The 18,820-nt window shown below is 72.9% G+C and carries 19 protein-coding genes; 14 read left to right on the top strand and 5 right to left on the bottom strand.

Annotated features, from left to right (window positions below; all coding sequences use genetic code 11):
• The 9 genes from Q0116_RS09000 to Q0116_RS08960 all read left to right on the top strand — a co-directional run.
• Nucleotides 1-1,479 (top strand): type II secretion system protein (locus Q0116_RS09000; RefSeq protein ID WP_297887101.1); only part of this gene is annotated, 1,479 nt, incomplete at its 5' end.
• Nucleotides 1,480-1,563: 84 nt separating this feature from the next.
• Nucleotides 1,564-2,052: a hypothetical protein gene (locus Q0116_RS08995; RefSeq protein ID WP_297887098.1), complete on the top strand. Its 489-nt coding sequence runs from the start codon at nucleotides 1,564-1,566 to the stop codon at nucleotides 2,050-2,052.
• A gap of 6 nt (nucleotides 2,053-2,058) precedes the next feature.
• On the top strand, nucleotides 2,059-2,523 hold the full coding sequence (locus Q0116_RS08990; RefSeq protein WP_297887095.1) for a hypothetical protein: 465 nt from the start codon (nucleotides 2,059-2,061) through the stop codon (nucleotides 2,521-2,523).
• Nucleotides 2,514-3,098: a hypothetical protein gene (locus Q0116_RS08985; RefSeq protein ID WP_297887093.1), complete on the top strand. Its 585-nt coding sequence runs from the start codon at nucleotides 2,514-2,516 to the stop codon at nucleotides 3,096-3,098. The genes Q0116_RS08990 and Q0116_RS08985 overlap by 10 nt, the downstream gene beginning before the upstream one ends.
• A complete protein-coding gene (locus Q0116_RS08980; protein WP_297887090.1) occupies nucleotides 3,092-6,340 on the top strand; it encodes a hypothetical protein in 3,249 nt (1,082 codons plus the stop codon). Before Q0116_RS08985 ends, Q0116_RS08980 begins: the two co-directional genes overlap by 7 nt.
• 56 nt (nucleotides 6,341-6,396) lie before the next feature.
• Nucleotides 6,397-6,849, top strand: a complete 453-nt coding sequence (locus tag Q0116_RS08975; protein ID WP_297887086.1) for a DUF5791 family protein — start codon at nucleotides 6,397-6,399, stop codon at nucleotides 6,847-6,849.
• Nucleotides 6,846-7,748, top strand: coding sequence for an NAD-dependent epimerase/dehydratase family protein (locus tag Q0116_RS08970; protein ID WP_297887083.1), 903 nt, complete (start codon nucleotides 6,846-6,848; stop codon nucleotides 7,746-7,748). The genes Q0116_RS08975 and Q0116_RS08970 overlap by 4 nt, the downstream gene beginning before the upstream one ends.
• 153 nt (nucleotides 7,749-7,901) lie before the next feature.
• Entirely contained in the window at nucleotides 7,902-9,077 is a 1,176-nt protein-coding gene (locus tag Q0116_RS08965) for a bifunctional oligoribonuclease/PAP phosphatase NrnA (RefSeq protein ID WP_297887081.1), read from the top strand.
• 88 nt (nucleotides 9,078-9,165) lie between these two features.
• Entirely contained in the window at nucleotides 9,166-9,297 is a 132-nt protein-coding gene (locus Q0116_RS08960; protein WP_297887079.1) for a hypothetical protein, read from the top strand.
• Nucleotides 9,298-9,380: 83 nt separating this feature from the next.
• Here the strand turns inward: Q0116_RS08960 and Q0116_RS08955 are convergent, their stop codons facing one another.
• Nucleotides 9,381-10,598, bottom strand: coding sequence for a proteasome-activating nucleotidase (locus Q0116_RS08955; protein WP_297887077.1), 1,218 nt, complete (start codon nucleotides 10,596-10,598; stop codon nucleotides 9,381-9,383).
• 184 nt (nucleotides 10,599-10,782) lie between these two features.
• Here Q0116_RS08955 and Q0116_RS08950 point away from each other — a divergent pair, with 184 nt between their 5' ends.
• From Q0116_RS08950 to rad50, 4 genes are all read left to right on the top strand, one after another.
• Nucleotides 10,783-11,046 (top strand): helix-turn-helix domain-containing protein, encoded by a 264-nt coding sequence (locus Q0116_RS08950; RefSeq protein WP_297887075.1) that lies wholly within the window; start codon nucleotides 10,783-10,785, stop codon nucleotides 11,044-11,046.
• An 84-nt stretch (nucleotides 11,047-11,130) separates the two neighbouring features.
• Complete coding sequence (locus Q0116_RS08945; protein WP_297887073.1) at nucleotides 11,131-11,520, top strand: hypothetical protein; 390 nt, start codon at nucleotides 11,131-11,133, stop codon at nucleotides 11,518-11,520.
• Nucleotides 11,517-12,872: a DNA double-strand break repair protein Mre11 gene (mre11, locus tag Q0116_RS08940; RefSeq protein ID WP_297887071.1), complete on the top strand. Its 1,356-nt coding sequence runs from the start codon at nucleotides 11,517-11,519 to the stop codon at nucleotides 12,870-12,872. The genes Q0116_RS08945 and mre11 overlap by 4 nt, the downstream gene beginning before the upstream one ends.
• Nucleotides 12,869-15,562 carry a DNA double-strand break repair ATPase Rad50 gene (rad50, locus tag Q0116_RS08935; RefSeq protein WP_297887069.1) on the top strand — a complete coding sequence of 898 codons (2,694 nt, stop codon included), beginning with the start codon at nucleotides 12,869-12,871 and terminating at the stop codon, nucleotides 15,560-15,562. The genes mre11 and rad50 overlap by 4 nt, the downstream gene beginning before the upstream one ends.
• Nucleotides 15,563-15,655: 93 nt before the next feature.
• On the opposite strand, the gene Q0116_RS08930 is transcribed toward rad50, so the two are convergent.
• The 4 genes from Q0116_RS08930 to Q0116_RS08915 all read right to left on the bottom strand — a co-directional run bounded on the left by Q0116_RS08930 (nucleotide 15,656) and on the right by Q0116_RS08915 (nucleotide 17,247).
• Nucleotides 15,656-15,934, bottom strand: coding sequence for a hypothetical protein (locus Q0116_RS08930; RefSeq protein ID WP_297887067.1), 279 nt, complete (start codon nucleotides 15,932-15,934; stop codon nucleotides 15,656-15,658).
• A 66-nt stretch (nucleotides 15,935-16,000) separates the two neighbouring features.
• A complete protein-coding gene (locus Q0116_RS08925) occupies nucleotides 16,001-16,462 on the bottom strand; it encodes a hypothetical protein (protein WP_297887065.1) in 462 nt (153 codons plus the stop codon).
• 26 nt (nucleotides 16,463-16,488) lie between these two features.
• Nucleotides 16,489-16,974 (bottom strand): hypothetical protein, encoded by a 486-nt coding sequence (locus Q0116_RS08920; protein ID WP_297887063.1) that lies wholly within the window; start codon nucleotides 16,972-16,974, stop codon nucleotides 16,489-16,491.
• Nucleotides 16,975-17,073: 99 nt separating this feature from the next.
• A complete protein-coding gene (locus Q0116_RS08915) occupies nucleotides 17,074-17,247 on the bottom strand; it encodes a hypothetical protein (protein ID WP_297887061.1) in 174 nt (57 codons plus the stop codon).
• A 102-nt stretch (nucleotides 17,248-17,349) separates the two neighbouring features.
• Here Q0116_RS08915 and Q0116_RS08910 point away from each other — a divergent pair.
• On the top strand, nucleotides 17,350-18,820 hold a 1,471-nt coding region (locus tag Q0116_RS08910; RefSeq protein ID WP_297887059.1), incomplete at its 3' end, for a 3'-5' exonuclease.

Raw genomic sequence — 18,820 nt, 5'->3', positions numbered from 1 at the left:
CTCGACCCCTCGACCGAGCGCGCCGTCCGGTTCGCCGGCCGGACGGGAGACGGTCCGCTGGCCGCGGCGCTCTCCCGCCACGAGCGGGGGAGCGCGGACGGCCCGACGAGCGGGCTCCGAGCGTTCGCCCGCGAGTGGCGGCCCTGGTTCCCGGCGATCGACCGCGCCGCGGCGCTCGTCCGAACGGCGGCGACCGCACCGCCGGAGCGCCGGGGACGGTGTCTCGACAGGGCGCTCGACGCGACGCTCTCGGGGACGACCGACCGGCTCGCGTCGTTCGTCGGCGCGGTGCGAGGGCCGGTCTCCGCGCTGTACGCGTTCGGCGTGTTGCTGCCGCTGGCGCTCGTCGCACTGCTCCCGGCCGGCGCCGCTGCCGGCGTCGCGATCGGTCCGGGACTCGTCGCCGGGCTGTACCTGATCGCGCTCCCGGGGGGGCTCGTCGCCGCCGCCGCGTGGCTGCTCTCTCGTCGTCCGGTCGCGTTTCCGCCGCCGCGGATCGGCGGCGATCACCCCGACGTGCCGGAGCGACGCGGCTGGGCGCTGCTCGTCGGCTGTCTCCTCGGAGCGGGAGCCGCCGTCGCCGCGGCGCGGCTCGTCGCGTCGTGGGCGTGGCCCGTCGCGGGAGTCGGCGTGGGCGTCGGCGGCGCGCTGTTCGTCTTCGCGCGGCCGCGCCGAGCGGTGCTGTCGGACGTCCGCGACGTCGAGCGGGGACTGCCGGACGCGATGACCGTGATCGGCGGCGACGTGGCGGAGGGGGTCGCGGTCGAGACCGCGCTCGCGAACGCCGGCGAGCGGTTGGACGGCGCGACCGGCGAAGTGTTCGAGCGCGCCGGGCGACGCAGCGACACGCTCCGCGTCGGCGTCCGGGAGGCGTTTCTCGGACTCGGCGGCCCGGCGGCAGCCGTCCCGTCGCCACGGCTCCGCGGCGCGATCGCGTTGCTCGCCGTCGCCGCACGGGAGGGCCGGCCGGCCGGCGACGTGCTGTTGGAACTCGCAGACCAGCTGGAGGCGCTCCGCGACTTGGAGCGCGACGCGCGCCGCCAGCTGGCGACCGTGACGGGGACGCTCTCGAACACCGCCGCGGTGTTCGCGCCACTCGTCGGCGGCGCGACCGTCGCGCTCGCGACGGGGATCGACGCCGTCGACGTCGGCGGCCTCGGCGCCGGAGCGGCCGCGGGCGCAGACGCGCTCGGCGGCGGAGTGGGCGCGGGCAGCGGGATGACGGCTACCGGGAGCGGTGCCGCCGGTAGCGGCGGCGCGGCCGAGGCGAGTGTCGGAGCGGCGTCCCTGTCGGTTCCGGCGCTCGGACGGATCGTCGGGACGTACGTGTTGCTGCTCGCGGCGCTCCTCACGGGCCTGGCGACCGGGTTAGAGCGCGGGTTCGACCGGACGCTCGTGGCGTATCGGATCGGCATCGCGCTGCCGACGGCCACCGCGACGTTCCTCGTCGCGTTCGCCGGTGCCGGGCTCCTGTTTTGAGCCCGGTGAGAGGTAGCGGGGGCGACGAGCCCCGCCGCGCTTCGGCGCCAATCGTTTTTATACTAGGCCGCGGCCAGCCGCGCCATGTTCGAGACGCACCTTGACGCCACGTACGCGTGGATCGGCCTGGCCGTCGTGAGCGTCGCGGCCGTCGGCGTGGCCGCGGCGTTCCCGGCCGCACCGGCGCCGGACGCGGACGGCGTCGCCCGCACCGTCGACTCGATCGCCGGCGGCGAGTACCCGGCGACAGCCGAACACGGGATCGCGGCGGAGCGGATCCGGCTCACTGACGGCTCCGTCTCGCTCGGCGACGAGCGGGGAAGCGCGCGGGCACGGCTGGACGCACCGCGCGTAACGCCGGTGCTGCCGGCGGAGTCGAACGCGACGACGGACGCGCGGCTTCGTCGCGTCCTCGACGGCGTCCCGCCCGACGCCGCGTTCGACGACCCGGCGTCGTTCGCGGCGGCCGCCGAGCGTGCGAGGGCGACGGACGGGGACTGGGCGCCCGCACCGGATCGGATCACCGTCCGACGGGTCCACTACGGGGACGTCCGCGTCACGCTGGTCGGGTGACCGTCCGTGCCACGGAACTCCACAGGACGGAGCGAACCGGCGGTATCGAGCCTCTTGCGTCCGACGTTCTCGGCCGACGAGCGCGCGGCCGTCGAACCGGTCGCCGCGCTCGTCGCCGTGGTCGTCGTGGGGCTCGCGCTGGGGCTGTACGCCGGCGCGTTCGCGGACGCGGCGTCCGGCGACGACCGGTCGACCGCGGCGGCGGCGCTCGACCGGGCCGAGGAGGCGATCACCGTCGGCGGCGTCGCCGATCCGGCCCGCATGCGGCGGGTCGAGGCGCCGGGGACCGCGACCGCGGTCGAACTGGAGGCGGACGGCGAACGGTGGCTGGCCGCGTCGGGGGCGGACGCCCCGGGACCGCCGGGAGTCCGGTCGCCGGAGGCGGTCGTAGTCGTCGAACGGCGGGTGACCGTCCGGGTCGCGCCGGGACGGAACGTCCGCGGAACGCTCCGCGCGGTGGTGTGGCGATGACGAGTACCGTCCTCGACGTGACCGTGCTGTTGCTCTGCGTCTCCGCCAGCGTCGTCGCGCTCGGAGCGAGCGACCCCGGCGGCCACGGCGGTCCCACGGCCACCGACGTCGCGGACAGACTCGTCACCGAGACCGCGACGGTGGCGTATCCCGACGCGGACGCGCCGAACGAGACGCGCCGCGTTCACGCGACCCGCGCGGAGCTGCTCGCGCTGGTCGTCGCCCGCGACGCGGCGACGGCGTTCGATCGCCGCGCCGTCGGAGTCGTCCGCGACGGACTCGGTCCGCGGACGCGGGTCGACGCGACGGTGGCGGTCGACGAGCCGACCCGTCCGAGCGACGGCAACGGTTTCGCCGACGACGAAGGTGTACGGGGGTCTGCGGACGCGATGGCGGTGCGAGACGAGGCGGCGGCCGATCCCCGAGGCGCCGTCGCCGTCGGTCCCGAACCGCCCCGGAGCGCCGACGTCGCCGTTGCCGTGGTCCGGCAACCGATCCCGGATCGGTTCGACGGGCCGAGCGACGGGCACCGGTCCTCCGCAGGGGTGGTCCGGATCGTCGTTCGGAGGTGGTGAGCGTGGGCGCCCGAGGTCGCGATCGGGGGACCGAGGCGGGCCGAACGCGGACGTTCACCGTCGACGAGCGGGCGCGAGTTCCCTTCGCGCTCGTCGGCGTGCTGCTGCTCGTGACGAGTTCGGCGTACGCCGCGGGGCTCGCCGAGCAGGGGCTCGTCGGCGAGGACCGCCGCGTCGAACGCGCCGTCGAGCGCGTCGAGGCCGACGCCACCGCCGCCCTCAGGAGCGCGGCTCGGGAGGCCGCCCACGACGCGGCGGCGGAGCCGGTGACCCGGCCGCCGGATGGAACGGGGCCCGGAGCCGAAGCAGTCCGCGAAGGGTCCGCGTTCCGCGACGCGTTCCGGATTCGACTCGCGATCGCCGGAAGCGAGGCGCTGGACGCCGTCGAGAGCGACGTGGGGGCCGTCGAGGCGACCGTCTCGCTCCCGGCGGTCGAGTCGGCGGACGACCTGGTCGCGGCCCGGGAACGGGTCCGCGTCGAGCCGGTCGCCAACGGGACGGCGACGCGGGTCACCTTCGAGGCGGTCGCGACGACCGCGACTCGGGGCGGCCGGACGGTCGTGAATCGGACGCGTCCCCGGACGGTCACGGTCGCCGTCCCGACGCTGGCCGCCCACGAGCGGACCGAGCGGTTCGAGCGGCGGCTCGACCGCGGGCCCGTCGAGGGGCCCGGGCTCGGGCGGCAGGTCACCGCCAGCCTCTACGCGATGGCGTGGGCTCGGGGGTACGGGCAGTACGCCGGTGCCCCCGTCGAGAACGTCGTCGCGAACCGCCACGTCGAGCTGTCGACGAACGCGGGGATCGTCCGCGTCCAGCGGGACGTGTTCGGGACGAGCGACCCCGACGCCCGCGGCGGCGTGGCGCGCGCGACCGCCGAGACCGGCGTGACCGACCTGCTTTCGCCGACCGGCGTTCACGAACCGTCGTGGACGGACGCCGTCCTCGGAGCGCCGACGCCGACGCGGGACGGTACGGAGGCGAACGCGACGTCGACCCGGGACGCGGCGACGAGCGAGGACGCGGCCTTCGATCCGGCCGCAGACTCGACGAGCGAGACCGCGTCGGTCGAGATCGGTCACGCGGCCGACCGCGCCGCGACGCGCGTCCACGACGACCTCGAAGCGATCGTGCGTGGGAGTCACCGCGTCGAGGCAAGTGTGGAGACGGAGGCGACGCGGATCGTCGACGGCGGTCCCGCGACGCCGGACCGTCCGCGGTCGGGACTCGGCGAGCCCTGGCGGCGCGTCGACACGTCGCGGACGGAGCGGGTCCGCGCGGTCGACGGGAACGACCTCCGGACCGGGACCGACGGCGAGACGGTGTCGCCGGGCGAGTCGGTGTCGTTCGGCGGCGCGACCCGCGAGGTCGTCGTCGAGCGCGCCGCGACCGCGACGTGGGAGCGGCGGGTCGTCGAGCGCGGACCGAACGGGTCTGTCCGGAACGTGAGCGTCGACCGCACCGTGACGAGGGACGCCGCGACGGACCGGTACCGCGTCCGCGTGTCGGTCGTCGGAACGTACGCGCCGCGCGACGACGCGCCGGACAGGCCGACCACGACGTTCGGTGCCGCGGCGGGTCGCGACGGGTCCGGGACGGACCTGGCCGACGTGCCGGCGGCCGCGAGGGACGCGCTAGACGTCGAGACGGACGGGGACGTCGACCGACTGGCGCGCGCCGCGGTCGAACGGGGCGAGGTGACCCGGTCGACGGTGCTCTACGGCGATCGTTCGGACGCCGCGCTCGACCGGGTCGCGGCGGACGTCGCGTCGCTGTCGGAGCGCGTCCGAGAGCTGGAGACCGAAGCGTCGATGGCCGAGACCGCGGTCGGCGAGTCGACGCCGTACCGCGACCTCGCCGCGACCGTTCGCGACCGCCGCGACGCCCTCCGGGGCGCTCCGTCGCGGTACGACGGCGCGGTCGACCGGGGGCGAGTCGCCGCCCGCGTCGCGTATCTGGACGCGGTCGTCGCGGAACTGGAATCGGCGGCCGCGGACAGGGAGGCGGCGACCGACGGCGTGCTCGGGCGCGTGAACGACGCGTTCGGGGGACCACCGGTCGGCGAGGTGATCGCCAGCCGCGAGGCGGCCCGCGATCCGGGGACCTACGCCGTCGGCGGCGACGGGCCGGGCGGTGCGGTCACGTTCGCGCCGGAGGGGTCGCCCGGGTACCTCCCGCGGACCTCGGTCGACGGCGAGCGCCTCGACGGCGTCGACGGCACGACGATTCGGCCGCTCGCGACGCGAAACGTGAACTACGCCACGGTCCCGTACGGCGACGTCTCCGGCGGGATCGCAGACCGGATCCTGGGCACCGACGGCACGGTCCGACTCGGCGTCGCCGGCCGGTCGCTCCTCGCGGCGGACGACGCGCTCGCCGCGGCGGCGAACGACGACCTCCGCGCCGACAGGAACGCGCTCGCCGGACGAGTCGACGCCTCGCTGGGGCGCCTCGACGACGCGCTGGCGGCCCGGCTCGCGGAGCGGACCGCGCTCTCGCGCGAGCAGCGGGACGCGGTGCTAGAGCGCGCCGCGGCCGAGTACGGCTCGCTCGGCGCGCGGGCCGTCGCGGTCGGCGAGGGGGAGTACCCGGAGCGGGTCGCGAGCGAGGCGGCGCGGGTCGCCGGGCTGTCGGCGGCCGAGCGGCTCGGGCTCGCGGCGCACCTCCGCGTCGAGACGCGGGCGGAGGCGGGCCGAGACGCGGTCCGGGTGCCGGCGCGGTTCGTCGACGAGACGACGGCCGCGTCCCGCGCGATTCGTCGGAAGAAAGTCGAATCGGCGATCGAGGACCGCGCGCGGCGGGCGGTCGCGTCGGTGCCGGACGAGCGGGTCCCGAAGCCAGTTCGGAGCGTCGGGGCGGGGATCCCGGTCGCACCGGTGCCCGGGTACTGGGTGGCGACGGTCAACGCGTGGAGCGTCGAGGTTCGCGGCGAGTACCCGCGGTTCGCGCTCCGGGCGAACGTCGGTACGCCCGGTCGCCCGTTCGAGTACGTTCGGGAGCGCGGCGAGGTCACCGTCGAGGTGAACGGCGAGTCGGTCGCGCTCGGGGCGACGGAGCCGGTCGCGTTCGAGACGCGGACGGTCGTCGTCGTCGCGGTGCCCGCCGGGCCGCCGGGAGTCGGCGACGTCGACGGGACCCGCGACGAGACCTCCGCCGGGTGGCCGTGTCCGGGGGCGCTGAGCCCGTCGCCGGAGGGGGAGAACGAGTGTGCGAGCGGGCAGCGATCGGGCGACCGGGAGAGCTGAACGGCCGAAACGCGCCCGACCGCAGGCGTTTTGAGACGCGGAGACGGAGTGGAGGTATGTTCCACGAAGTCGTCGACGGTCGCGAAGTCGGACCCGACGTCGACGCCGACGAGCCGGCGGCGGCCGACCTGCTCGCCGCCTTCGCGGCGTTGGTGTCGGAGGCGGCGGCGAGCGTCGATCGCGACCGACTCGTCGGTGGCGTTGGACTGACCGAGGCGGACGCTGACGCCGTCCGTGACGGAGACGTCGCGGCGCTCTCGCTGGCGGACGGGGCGGCCGTCCTCGCGGCCGCGGAGCCGGACCGCGACGCCGACGCGATCGTCGCCGAGGTGCGCGATCACCTGTTGATGGGGATGGCGACCGCGGTCCTCGACGTCGACGCGATCGCCGCGCGGATCGACGCCGACCTCACCGGGCAGGAGGTGCAACAGGCGCTGGAGGGACGGACGACGCTGACCCTCGGCCAGCTCGCGGAGATCCTCGCGGTCATCGAGCGCCGGAAGCCATGAGGGTCGTCGTCGTCGGCTGCGGGTACGTCGGCTTGGCGCTCGCGGGACAGCTCGACGACCGCGGCCACGCGGTGACCGGCGTTCGCCGGTCCGACGCCGGGCTCGACGCGGTCGACGCGGTCGGGCCAGACGTCGAGGCCGTCCGCGCCGACGCGACCGACCCGGCGTCGCTCTCCGACCTGCCGGACGCCGACGCGGTCGTCTTCGCGGCCAGTTCGGGCGGGCGCGGCGCCGACGCGGCGCGGGAGGTGTACGTCGACGGGCTGGCGAACGTCGTCGACGAGTACGGCTCGCGGGCGTCGCCGCCGGAGCGGCTGGTGTACACCTCCTCGACGGGCGTGTACGGCGACCACGACGGCGGGTGGGTCGACGAGGAGACGCCGGTGGAGCCGACCACGGAGAAGACCCGCGTCCTCGCAGAGGCCGAGCGGATCGCGACGGAGCGCGCGGCCGAGGCCGGGATCGACGGGACCGTCGTCCGGTTCGCGGGGCTGTACGGGCCCGACCGGTACCGGCTGGAGCGGTACGTCGAGGGGCCGGTCACCGCCGGCTACCTCAACATGGTCCACCGCGACGACGCCGCGGGGGCGGTCCGACACCTGCTGGAGACGGACCGCGCGCGCGACCGCGCCGTCCTCGTCGTGGACGACGAGCCGGTCGACAAGCACGCGTTCGCCGACTGGCTCGCGGACGCTTGCGGAGTCCCGCGCCCGGAGAAGCTGTCGAAGGACGAGCGGATCGCGGCCGGCGACCTCACCGCGGCCGCGGAGCGGCGGATCCGGACGAGCAAGCGGTGTTCGAACGCGCTGCTCCGCGACCTCGGCTACGAGTTCGCCCACCCGACGTTCCGGTCGGGCTACCGCGACGCCGTTCGCGCGTTCCGGTCGCGGGCGGAGTAGCGCGCGTCGGCCCGCGCACGGGAATGGAAGCGTGCGTCGACGGGGGCGCGACCGCGCAGCCGTGGAGTCGCGGAGTCGCGACCCGTTCCGTCGGTTCCAGAGCGTCGGAACGCTAACGAACCTTCATGTGTCGGGAGCGATTCGCCACAAGGCATGCGAGCGATGATCGCGGCCGGCGACCGGCTCTCGCAGGCGGAGACCATGGCTCGGGAGAATCCCGAGATCGCCGTCGCCGTGGCGCTCGCCGTCCTCGTCGCCGTCGGCGCCGGCCTCATCGTGCTCCGGTCGCGGATGACCCCCGGCGTCCGGTTCCGCCGGCTCTTGGCCGGAGAAGACGAGATAACGGTGCTGATGCACCCGAATCCGGATCCCGACGCGATGTCGGCCGCGGTCGGCGTCGCCTCCCTCGCCAGCCAGGCGGACGTCGACGCCACCGTCCAGTATCCGGGGCAGATCCGCCACCAGGAGAACCGGGCGTTCCGGACCGTCCTCGACCTCGAACTCGAGCCGATCGAGCACGTGAGCGACCTCGCGGCCGAGTCGGTCGTCCTCGTCGACCACAACGAGCCGCGGGGGTTCGCCGGGGCCGACGGCGTGTTGCCGACGGCGGTCGTCGACCACCACCCGGGGGACGGCGCCGGCGAGTCGTTCACCGACGTGCGGACCGACTACGGCGCGACCGCGTCGGTCGTCGCCGAGTACTTCCGGGACAACGACGCGGTCCCCGTGCCGCCGGACAAGCACGCGAGCGAGACGGCGAGCAGCCTGACGCTGTCGACGGACACGGCGACCGGGCTGCTGTACGGAATCCTCGCAGACACGAAACACCTCACGGTGGGGGCCAGCGAGCCCGACTTCGCGGCGGCCGCCTACCTCTACCCCGGCGTCGACCAGGACCGGCTCGACCGCATCGCCAACCCCGCGGTCGACGCGGAGGTGCTGGAGGTGAAGGCGCGGGCGATCGCGGGGCGGCGAATCGAGGGGTCGTTCGCGGTCGCCGACGTCGGCGGCGTGAACAACGTGGACGCGATCCCGCAGGCCGCCGACGAGTTGATCCAGCTGGAGGGGGTCAGCGCCGTCGTGGTGATCGGCGAGCGCGACGAGACCGTCCACCTCTCGGGGCGGTCGCGCGACGACCGGGTCCACATGGGCAACGCGATCGCGGCGGTGTTAGACGACGTCGACAACGGGAACGGCGGCGGACACTCCCGGATGGGCGGCGGGACGATCGAGCCGGACGTCGATCCCACGGGGGAAGACGAGCTCGAGAGCGTCGACCGCGACGCCCTCGCCGACGGGCTGTTCCGAGCGATGGCGGGCGACGTGTGACCGGCACGCGCCCGAGATCGACCGGCGTCTCGTCGTCCCCGCGACCCCGAGCGGGCGGATTTAAGTCCCGAGCCGCGGTGGATCGGCCATGGACGCCGTAGACGCGGTCGACGACGGGTGGGTGACGCTCGTCGGCGTGGGTGCCGGGTACGCGCTCGCGACCGGGCTCGTGTTCCTGCTGTTCTTCGTGGTGCCGTACCTCGCCGTCACCGCGTTATAGCGCGGCGTCTCGCGGCGCTGTGCGAGCCGGGCGTCGACGCGAAGACGGCGGGAACGAGCGCCGAAGAGAGAAGCGAGGGCCGATCAGGCGAACGCCAGCGAGTCGTCGGCGTTCGTCTCGTCGTCCTGCCTGAGCTTGTCGTGCGCCTCCATGAAGTCGTCGAGCGTGACCTCGGTGCGGTCGTCGCGGATGGCGAACATCCCGGCCTCCGTACAGATGGCCTTGATGTCGGCCCCGGAGGCCTCCGGGGTCAGCTCGGCCAGCTCGGCGAAGTCGACGCCGTCCGCGAGGTTCATGTTGCGGGTGTGGATCTGGAAGATGATCTCGCGGCCCTCGGTCTCCGGCTTGGGGACCTCGATGAGGCGGTCGAACCGACCGGGGCGGAGGATGGCGGGGTCAAGCATATCGAAGCGGTTGGTCGCGGCGATGATCCGGACCTCGCCGCGTTCGTCGAACCCGTCCATCTCGGAGAGCAGCTGCATCATCGTCCGCTGGACCTCGGCGTCGCCCGAAGTCTTCGAGTCCGTCCGCTTCGAGGCGATGGCGTCGATCTCGTCGATGAACAGGACGGCGGGCTGGTTCTCCCGGGCGACCTCGAACAGGTCCCGGACGAGCTTCGCGCCCTCGCCGATGAACTTGTGGACCAGCTCGGAGCCGGCCATCTTGATGAACGTCGCGTCCGTCTCGTTGGCGACGGCCTTCGCGAGCATCGTCTTCCCGGTGCCCGGCGGGCCGTACAGGAGCACGCCGCTCGGGGGCGTGATGCCGACGTCCTCGAACATGTCGGGGTGTTCGAGCGGCATCTCGACGGTCTCGCGGACCTCCTGCATCTGGTCTTCGAGGCCGCCGATGTCGGCGTAGGTGACGTCGGGCGAGTGCTCGACCTGCATCACGCGGGCGCGGACGTCGGTCTCCTTCTCCAGCTTCTTGACCACGGACAGGGAGTTGTTGACCGCGACGCGGTCGTCGGGGTCGAGCTCCTCGCGCAGCTCGTCGGTGATCTCGGTGAGCGCCTCCTGGTTGTTGCCGTGCTGTTTGATCACGGCCCCGTCGGGCGTGATCTCTTGGACCGTCGCCACGAACAGCGGAGACTGCTTCAGCTTCTTGTTCTCGTGGGTGAGCCGCTCGAGCTTCTGCTGGTACTTGTTGTTCTCCGCGTTGGCGTCGAGGAGCTTGTCGCGCATCTCCTCGTTCTGGGACTCGAGGACGTCGAGCCGCTCCTGTAGGGAGTCGATCTTCTCCTGTTTCGACGCCGACCCCTCGTCGTAGGGCATATCGACGTCGTCGACCGTGTCGCTCATTGTGTTTATTAAAGCGTCTCGCGGATAAGAGGCTTCGGGTGGGGGAACGACGCGGCCAGTTTCGCCGCCCTCGACGACGGACGACCGGCGTCCCGATCCGCGATGTCGGCGCTTTTTGATTTCCCACAGTAATCAAAACTCATAGTAAATATTATTAGACAGCATGGCTACGATCGAGACACGCATGAGCACGACCGACGCCGTCACCGCCGACGACGGGAGCGCGGACCGCTGGGCCGCCGTTCGCGACCTGCCCCCGAGCGCGAAGCTGGTCGCGAAGGTGCTGGACTACAACGACACGCTGACGCAGAGCGAACTGGCGGAGGAGACGCTGCTCCCCCCGCGGACGGTCCGCTACGCGCTGTCACGGCTCGAAGAGGAGGACGTCGTCGACTCGCGGTTCTCCTTCACCGACGCCCGCAAGCGGCTGTACTCGCTCGGCATCTGAGCGCGGCCCCGCCCGAACCGCCGCCGGGGGCGACGCCGGCGATCGCCCGCGACGGTTTATCACCGATACCGCGGCAGTCGAACCGTGGTCTCGACTACCGCCGTCAAGCGCGCGCTGGCCGCGCTCGCGACCCGCACCGACACCGCGAGACGACCGTACGTCGCCGTGATCGACGAGGCGGACGCCGCGCGGGCCGACGTCCGTCGCGCGGCGGGATTCGTCGACGCCGTCGGACTGGACCGCCTCGCGGAGGCGGTGGCCGCCGCCGACCGCGCGGGCGACGAGGCGATCGCCTCGCGGGGACGCGAAGCGCTCGACGCGTACCGGGCGTTTCGACGGGCGGCCGCGGGCGACACCGGCGAGGAGAGTGACGCCGGCGGAGCGGGTGACGCCCACGACTCCGCCGACCGCGACCACTTCCGCTCCGGCCCCGGAATCCCTAAGCCCGACACCGGCCAAGACGCGGACAGATGACACGGGTGATCCACACCGGCGACACCCACATCGGGTACTCGCAGTACCACTCGCCGGTCAGACGCCAGGACTTCCTCGACGCCTTCGAGGCCGTGGTCGACGACGCGGTCGACGGCGGCGTCGACGCGGTCGTCCACGCGGGCGACCTCTTCCACGACCGCCGGCCCGACCTCCAAGACCTGATGGGGACCATCTCGGTCCTCCGTCGGCTCAACGACGCCGGGATCCCGTTCCTCGCGGTCGTCGGCAACCACGAGTCGACGCGGGGCGGGCAGTGGCTCGACCTCTTCGAGCGCCTCGGGCTCGCCACGCGGCTCGGCGACGAACCGGTCGTCGTGGGCGACACCGCGTTCTACGGGCTCGACCACGTCCCCGTCTCGCGGCGCGACGACCTCGACTACGCCTTCGCCGACCACGACGCCGACTACGCGGCGCTCGTCGCGCACGGCCTCTTCGAGCCCTTCGGCTACGCCGACTGGGATACCGAGACCGTGCTGACGGAGAGCGACATCGCCTTCGACGCGATGCTCCTCGGCGACAACCACACCCCGGACACCGCCGAGGTCGCCGACACGTGGGTGACGTACCCCGGGTCGACGGAGCGCGCGAGCGCGAGCGAGCGCGAGGGGCGCGGCTACAACCTCGTCGTCTTCGACGCCGACGCGGCCGGCGGCGACGACCGCGTCGAGATCCGGCGCCGCGCGCTCGACACCCGACCGTTCGTCTTCGTCTCGGTGGAACTGCGCGAGGGCGAGGGCGAGCCGCGGGTCCGCGAGCGGGTCCGCGAACACGACCTCGCGGAAGCGGTCGTCCACGTGGAGATCACCGGGGAGGGCGACCCGGTGACGCCGGCGGCCGTCGAGGAGTTCGCGAGCGACGAGGGGGCGCTCGTCGCGCGCGTCACGGACCGGCGCGAGGTCGACGCCGACGGCGAGGTGGACGTGAGCTTCGCCGACCCGGAGGACGCCGTCCGCGACCGGCTCGACGAGATGGCGCTCTCGACCGCCGCTCGCGACGTCGAGCGCGCGGTCCGCGAGGACGGCGTCCCCGACGCGAACGTCCGCGAGACCGTGAAACGCAGGATCGAAGAGCGGCTCGACGAGGACGGCGATCTCGGCGCGTTCGAGGCCGTCGACGGCAGCGATGTCGTCGGTGACGCCGGCGAGTCTGACGACGCCGACGGGGCAACCGACGGCGAACCGGAGGACGATAGCGAACCGGACAACGGGGAGGAATCGGACGACGACGAGTCGGATCCCCCGGAATCGACCGCCGAGCCGGAGAGCGCCGAGCCCGACGACCCCGACCCGGCGTCGACCGACGGCCAGGTCTCCATGGAGGACTACCTGTGAAGTTCGACCGCGTCCGCCTCGCGAACTTCAAGCCGTACGGCGACGCCGACCTGCGGCTGACCGAGGGCGTCACCGTGATCCACGGGCTCAACGGCAGCGGGAAGTCGTCGCTGCTCGAGGCCTGCTTCTTCGCGCTGTACGGGTCGAAGGCGCTCGACGGCACTCTCGAAGACGTCATCACGAACGGCGAGGCGGAGACGGAGGTCGAGCTGTGGTTCACTCACGACGGCGTCTCCTACCGTGTCGAGCGGCGGCTCAAGTCCTACGACGGACGGATCGACCACAAGTGTACGCTCGAGTCGACCGACGGGAGCGACGTGACGCGCGACGGCGCGCGCGCCGTCCGCGAGTTCGTCACCGAGCTTCTGCGGATGGACGCCGAGGCGTTCGTCAACTGCGCGTACGTCCGGCAGGGAGAGGTGAACAAGCTGATCAACGCCACGCCCCGGGAGCGGCAGGACACGATCGACGACCTGCTCCAGCTCGGGAAGTTAGAGGAGTACCGCGAGCGCGCCGGCGACGCCCGGCTCGGGGTCGAGGACGTGCTGGAGAACCGCCGCGGGCGACTCGACCAGCTCGACGAGCAGATCGCCGCGAAGGAGGACCGGGAGCTCCACGCGCGGCTCAACGAGCTGGAGGGCGAACTCGGCGACGTCACCGACGACATCGACCGGTACGAGACCCAGCGGGAGCAGGCGAAGGAGACGCGCGACGCGGCCGCGGAGACGCTGGCGACCCACGCGGAGAAGCGGGAGAAACTGGAGTCGGTGGAGGCCGAGATCGACGAGATCGAGACCGCGATCCGGGAGGCGGAGCGTCAGCGCGACGACCACCGCGACGCGATCCGCGAGACTCGCGAGCGGATCGCCGAGATCGAGGCGGCGATCGACGACCGGCTCGACGACGCCGGCCTCGACGCGGCGACCGAGGAGGCCATCGCCGCGCGACGTACCGAGCTAGACGACCGAGAGGCGGGGATCCGCGGGGACCTAGACGACGCGCGGGTGAACGCCGAGGGGTTGCGCAACCAGGCGACGAACCTCGCCGGGAAGGCCGACGATCGCACCGACCGCGCCGCGGAGATCGAGTCCGAGGCCGACGAGCTCGCCGACGAGGCCGAGTCGGCCGCAGAGGAGGCGGCAGCGCGCGAGTCGTCGATGGAGAAGCTCCGCGAGGAGGCCGCGGACCTCCGCGAGCGGTTCGCGGCCGCCGACGCCGACGTCGACCGCGACGGCGTCGCCGACGAGCGCGAGGCGCTGCGCGACGAGCGGGGCGAGGTCCGCGAGCGGATCGCCGAGCTGTCTGCGGAGCTGAAGAACGCCCGCGAGCGCGTCGAGGAGGCCGAGGCGCTGCTGGCGGCCGGGAAGTGTCCCGAGTGCGGCCAGCCGGTGGCGGACTCGCCGCACGCGAGCGGGATCGACGAGGACCGCGAGCGGGTGGCGGAGCTCGAATCGGAGCTGGAGACCGCCCGCGAGCGCGAGGGCGACTTGGACGAGCGGGTCGCGGAGCTCGACGGGCTCGCGAGCGCGGCGGACCGGCTGGACGAGATCGACGAGCGGATCGCGGCCCTCGAAGAGCGCGTCGAGGAGAAGCGCACCGCGGCGACCGAGCGGCGCGAGGCGGCCGAAGAGAAGCGCGAGCGCGCCGCCGAGCTCCGCGCGGAGGCCGATGAGACGCGTGAGGTCGCCGCGGAGAAGCGCGAGCAGGCCGAGGCGGCCGCGGCGCGCGTCGCAGAGCTGGAGGCCGATCTGGAGGCGGTCGCGGACGCTCGCGAGGCGGTGACGGCGGTCGAGGAGCGCCTGTCGGCGATCGCGGACGCCGAAGACGACATCGAGCGCCGCCGCGAGAAGCGCGAGAACCTGACGGAGGTGAACGACGAGCGGCGCGACCGGCTCGCTGACAAGCGCGAGCGGCGCGACGAGCTCGCCGACGCCGTCGACGAGTCCGCGGTCGAGACGGCGAGAGAGCGGAAAGAGGAGGCAGTGGAGTACCTCGAGAAGGTCGCCGGCGAGCTCGAGCGGCTCGACGAGCGGCGGGAGGAACTCCAGAACGCGATCGGCGGGATCAAAGGCGACATCCGCGAGCTGGAGGCGCTCCGCGAGGAGCGCGAGGCGCTGCGCGAGCGGGTCGACGCGCTCGAGGCGCTCCACGAGGAGACGAGCGAGCTGGAGACGATGTACGGCGACCTGCGCGCAGAGCTCCGCCAGCGCAACGTCAGCGAACTGGAGCGCACGCTCAACGAGACGTTCGAGCTCGTCTACGGGAACGACGCCTACTCGCACATCGAGCTCGACGGCGAGTACGTCCTCACCGTCTACCAGAAGGACGGCGAGCCGCTCGACCCCGAGCAGCTCTCCGGCGGGGAGCGCGCCCTGTTCAACCTCTCGCTCCGGTGTGCGATCTACCGGCTGCTCTCGGAGGGCATCGAGGGCGCGGCGCCGACGCCGCCGCTCATCCTCGACGAGCCGACGGTGTTCCTCGACTCCGGGCACGTCTCGCGGCTCGTCCGGCTCGTCGAGGAGATGCGCGGCTTCGGCGTGCGCCAGATCGTCATCGTGAGCCACGACGACGAGCTGGTCGGCGCCGCCGACGAGCTGGTCACCGTCGAGAAGGACCCCCGCTCGAACCGCTCGACCGTCCGTCGGGAGGACGCGGCGGACCTCGACGTCGCGTCGCTCGCGGACGACTGACGGGAGGCGCTCGGGGTGTGAAGCGCTCTCCGAGCGCCCTCGGCGAGTCCCGGTCCGGTCGGTCCGATTGTCGCTCGGCGATCGATCGGGGAGCTACGCCCGCGTCGTGCCGAACAGGTATCCGAACGAGCCGAGCGCGCCGACGGCGGCGAGCGCGGCGTACACGAGTAGGGATCGCCACGAGCGAGCCGAGGAGTACCGGAACGCGGCGACGGCGGCGAGCGCCGTGAGGCCACAGATCCCGTACGCGACGGGCGGTCCGGCCAGACCGAGTTGGTGGGCGAGGACTCGCTCCGACGCGAACGGCGCGAGGAGTCCGAGACTGACCGCGAGGAGTCCGGCGGTGACGCGGCGGTTCCGTCGAATCGCCATGGGGGAAGGTCCAGCGCGGGCGGCAAGTGCTTTCTGTCGGTGACGAGCGGGCGGCGGTGGTCGGGGTCAGTCCTCGTCGGAGTCGGTGACGGCCGCCGAGTCCGGCTCGCCGCGCAAGAGCTCCAGCGCCTCGATCGCGACCGCGGTCGCCTCGTAGCCGCGGCGGCCGGCGACCTCGGCTTCCTCGACCAGCCCGGCCGCGCGGAACTCCGTGATCGAACCGTGGAGGTCCGACTCGCACATGTCGGCGGCGTCGAGGAGGTCGATCGCGGCGATCGGCCCCTCGTCGACGACCACCGCGAGCAGGCCGAGCGACCGGTCGTCACGGACCGCACCGAGCGTCCGGCGGACCGGCTCCGGCACGCCCGAGGCGGCGGTCGCGAGCGGCGACTCCCCGTCCACGACGCTGAGGTCGTCGTTGTCGACGTACCGCTCCGCGCCGGTGGCCGGGTCGCGCACGCGACTCGACTCGGCGGAGCGTTTCACGAGGAGGTACGTCTCGCCGTCGCCGTCGCGGACCGTCTGCATGGTCGGAACAGCGCGCTCGTCGGACATTACGCTTCCGGGCGCTCGGCGGGGGCGTCGGAGTCGGCAGCGGTGTCGGCGTCGGCAGGGGAATCGGAATCGGCGGAAACATCGGCGTCGGCGGCATCTTCCTCCGCGTCACGGTCAGACGGCGGGTCGTCCCCCTCGTCCACCTCGTCCCGTGAGCGCCGCCACGACCGGTACGTCTGGTACGTTCGGACCCCGGCGAGGAGGCCGACGACGAGCAGCGCCGGACCGACCCGCGACCACCCCTCGAAGAACCACACCATCGGGCCGAGCGCGACGAGGAGGACGGCGGCGTTGGCGTAGACGACGGCGACGACGAACGCGCGGAGGGTTCCCTGGTCGACGTCGCTCGCCCCCTCGAAGTCGCCGCCGTCGTCGAACGTCTTCACCGACGGGGCCTCGGGGATGTCGGGCGTCATCTCCCGCTCGGCGTCGGAGCTCTCGCCGACGGAGATCTCGCCCTCGTCGTCCTCGTCGAGGCTGAACACGCCCGGACCTACGTCGGGCCGGGGCAAAGGGGTTCCGTCCGGGCGACGCCGCGGCTACGGGAGCGGGCGGACGGAGAACGCGCGGAGTCGGCGGGCCGGTCAGAGCGCGTCGGCGAGCCGCACCGTTCGGCTCGCTTCGACCCACGCGAGGGGGTTCGTCGCGTCGAAGAGCACCACGTTCCCGTCGTCCTCGTACACCTCCACCTCGGCGTCGACCGCGTCGGAGTCGGCCGGGCGAGCCGCCTGGGGTTCGGAACGTGGGTCCGAAGGCATAGACCGTGGTAAGAAGTCACACAATATATGCCTTTCCGTGGCGGGATACCTCGCCGCACCCGAAAGCCGAGTTTTTTAGCCGGGTGACGCCGAAGCACGGATATGACTCAGTCGGGGCTGTCGGACTTCTCGTCGACCGGCGGCGCGGACGGCGAGGCCGACGGCGACACGGACACCGAACGGGAGGAGCTGGCCGCGCAGGAGGCGGCCGTCGTCGCCGGGGGCGGCCGGGGCCACGTCAACGACGTGGTCGACGTCGACGAGGCGAAGTTCCCGGAGTCGACCGGGACCGTCGAGCTGATGATCACCCAGATCGACTACGCCGTGGAGGGGTACGGCAGCGACGAGTACCCGGTCGTCCACGTGTTCGGGCGGCGGCCCGCGGAGCACGTCGACGGGGACGCCGACCACGACGTCGTCGAACACCTCCGCGTGCTGGGCGTCGAGCCGTACTTCTACGTCCCGACGGCCGACCTCGACCGCGACCCCGTCGAGGAGTACGACGTGGTGATCGGGACGCGCGAGGCGGGCCCGGACGGCGAGCCCTACGAGAGCATCCGCGGCGAGCAGCTCACCCGGATCGTCACGCGGACGCCCCGCGACGTGGGGAACATCCGCGACGACTTCGCGACGAGCTTCGAGGCGGACATCCTCTTCCCGAACCGCTTCCTGATCGACAACGGGATCGACGGCGGGATCCGCGTCGAGGAGCGCCGCCTCGACGACGGCGAGGGGACGATCCAGGTCCACGAGGGACACCTCGAGCCCGCCGAGGTCGACGCCGACCTGCGCGTGAACACCTTCGACATCGAGGTGGACGACCGCCGCGGCTTCCCGGAGGACGGCGAGGAGCCGATCATCTGTCTCACCAGCCACGACTCCTACGACGACGAGTACGTCGTCTGGCTGTACGACGCGCCGGAGGCGGAGATCCCCCCGCCCGAAGACCTCCCCGACTACGAGGGGATCGTCGGGGACGGGTCCGACCTCGAGTTCAGGGTCCGCACGTTCGAGGAGGAGGCCGCGATGCTCGACGCGTTCGTCGAGTACATCGACGACACCGACCCGGACCTGCTCACCGGGTGGAACTTCGAGGACTTCGACGCGCCGTACGTCCTCGACCGCCTGGAGGAGCTCGACGACGGGAGCCAGTACGACCTCGACGTCGACCGGCTCTCCCGGATCGGCGAGGTGTGGCGCTCCGGCTGGGGCGGCCCCGACGTGAAGGGCCGGGTCGTCTTCGACCTCCTGTACGCCTACAAGCGCACGATGTTCACCGAGCTGGAGTCGTACCGCCTCGACGCGGTCGGCGAGCGCGAGCTGGGCGTCGGGAAGGAGCGCTACACGGGCGACATCGGCGACCTCTGGGAGCAGGACCCCGAGCGCTTGCTGGAGTACAGCATCCGCGACGTGGAGCTGTGCGTCGAGATCGACCGCAAGCAGGACGTGATCGCGTTCTGGGACGAGGTGCGCACCTTCGTCGGCTGTAAGATCGAGGACGCGCCAACCCCCGGCGACACCGTCGACATGTACGTCCTCCACAAGGCGTTCGGGAAGTTCGCGCTCCCGACGA

The sequence above is a fragment of the uncultured Halorubrum sp. genome (assembly GCF_937146585.1).
Lineage (GTDB): Archaea > Halobacteriota > Halobacteria > Halobacteriales > Haloferacaceae > Halorubrum > Halorubrum miltondacostae.
Note: the sequence above shows the minus strand (reverse complement) of the source record. Positions and strands in the feature narration are given on the sequence as shown.